Genomic DNA, 1618 nt, shown 5'->3' with positions numbered 1-1618 from the left:
GGCGTAGGCATCCATGTTCAGCATGCCCGACAGCAGCGCGCCTGCGTGGCGCAGTTTGCCGATGGCGAAGGCATCCGCCTGCGCCGCGGGGCGGTCACTGAACAGCCTCGCCCCTGCCAGCGTGCTGTGACCCGCCACATCAAACAGGTTCTTCACCGCATAGGGAATGCCCGCCAGCGGGGGCAGGGGCTCACCGCGCTGCCGCTGCGCATCAACCGCGCTGGCTTCTTTCAACATGCGAGGCCCGGTGATTTCCGTCCAGGCATTCAGCGCCGGGTTGTGCTGCTCAATCGCCTGCAGCGTCTGTTTGGCCACTTCGCGAGCGCTGATCTCACCCTGGCGGATCGCCTGCTGCAGCGTCTGAATCGAAACGTCACCTGTTTTCATGCCTGATACACTCCCGCTACTTCCAGCCGATCATCAAGCGGAAACGCCATCAGTGGTGCGGCCATCTCCGCGATACGCGACAGCTGGATTAGCAGCTCGGCGCGGCGGGGATCGTCCAGCGTCAGTTGCAGGATCTGCTCCATATGGCCGATGTAGCTGGCCCACTCATGTTCATTCATGATTCACTCCTGTTTAAAAACCGGCGGCGCTGCCGTTACTGCGCGGATCGCTCGCGCCTTCAAACATGCCGTTGCAGTGACGCACAATGGCACCCGCATGACCCACGGATTCGCTGAAGTCCGGCAGGCGTTCTACCTCGTGCCCCCACTGGCGCAGCTGTGCGACGGTTTCGTCGGCAATGCGGCCTTCCAGCTTCAGCGAGTCTGATGACTGGCCCCAAGTACGCCCCAGCAGCCAGCGCGGTGCACTGACCGCCTGCTGCAGCGGCAACCCCTGAATCACATGGCGGGTAAAGATCGCTGCCTGGGTCTGCGGCTGACCATCTCCGCCCATCGCGCCATAAACCAGCGTCCGGCCATCTTTCAGCCGTGCGGCGGCGGGGTTCAGGGTATGGAAGGGCTGTTTGCCGGGTGCCAGCGCCAGCAGATGGTCAGGATCGAGGCTGAACGCGGCTCCCCGGTTCTGCCAGGTGATCCCGGTGCCGGGCAGGACGACCCCGCTGCCAAATTCGTGATAGATGCTCTGAATAAAGGAGACGGCAAGCCCGCTGCTGTCCATCACACCCATCCAGACCGTATCGCCCGGCCCGCGGCCGCTGCCCCAGTTTGCCGCCTCGCCATCTTTGATCTGGCTGGCGAGGGTGGCGAGGGCGTCCTCAGCCAGCAGCGCCTGCACATCTTCGGTGACGTGACGCGGATCGGTAATGTGCCGGTCGCGCAGCGCAAAGGCTTTTTTGGTGGCTTCCACGATGCGGTGCACCGTCTGCGCCTCGTCAGCCCCGGCCATCTCCAGGCGATCGGTAATGCCAAGGATCGCCAGCGAGACGAGGCCCTGGGTCGGCGGGGCGATATTCCAGATGTCGCCTTCGCTGTGTGCGAGGTGCAGGGGCGTGGTGCGACGGGCGCGATGCTGCTGCAGATCGGCCAGGGTGACCGGCATGCCAAGCGTGGCCATTTCATCAGCCATATGGTGCGCCAGCGGGCCGCGATAGAAGCTGTCCAGCCCCTGTTCGGTAAGCTGGCTCAGGGTCTGTGCCAGCGCAGGCTGGGTA

General features: G+C 64.2%; 3 protein-coding genes. All 3 read right to left on the bottom strand.

The features are described from left to right. A partial coding sequence (locus tag CKF42_RS20905; protein ID WP_255420976.1) for an amidase family protein occupies positions 1–387 on the bottom strand: 387 nt, incomplete at its 3' end. Further along, on the bottom strand, positions 384–566 hold the full coding sequence (gene hpxX, locus CKF42_RS20900) for an oxalurate catabolism protein HpxX (RefSeq protein WP_009091925.1): 183 nt from the start codon (positions 564–566) through the stop codon (positions 384–386). The genes hpxX and CKF42_RS20905, both read right to left, overlap by 4 nt. A 13-nt stretch (positions 567–579) precedes the next feature. Next, the coding region (locus CKF42_RS20895) for a gamma-glutamyltransferase family protein (RefSeq protein ID WP_111209110.1) at positions 580–1618 on the bottom strand (1039 nt) is incomplete at its 5' end.

The sequence above is a fragment of the Pantoea sp. ARC270 genome, assembly GCF_003236725.1.
Taxonomy (GTDB): Bacteria; Pseudomonadota; Gammaproteobacteria; order Enterobacterales; family Enterobacteriaceae; genus Pantoea; species Pantoea anthophila.
The sequence above is the reverse complement of the archived record's forward strand: the minus strand, read 5'-3'. Positions and strand labels throughout refer to the sequence as shown.

Excerpts from the sequence above, each read along its gene's own strand:
- hpxX (WP_009091925.1), bottom strand. The coding sequence starts at position 566 with ATGAATGAACATGAGTGGGCCAGCTACATCGGCCATATGGAGCAGATC.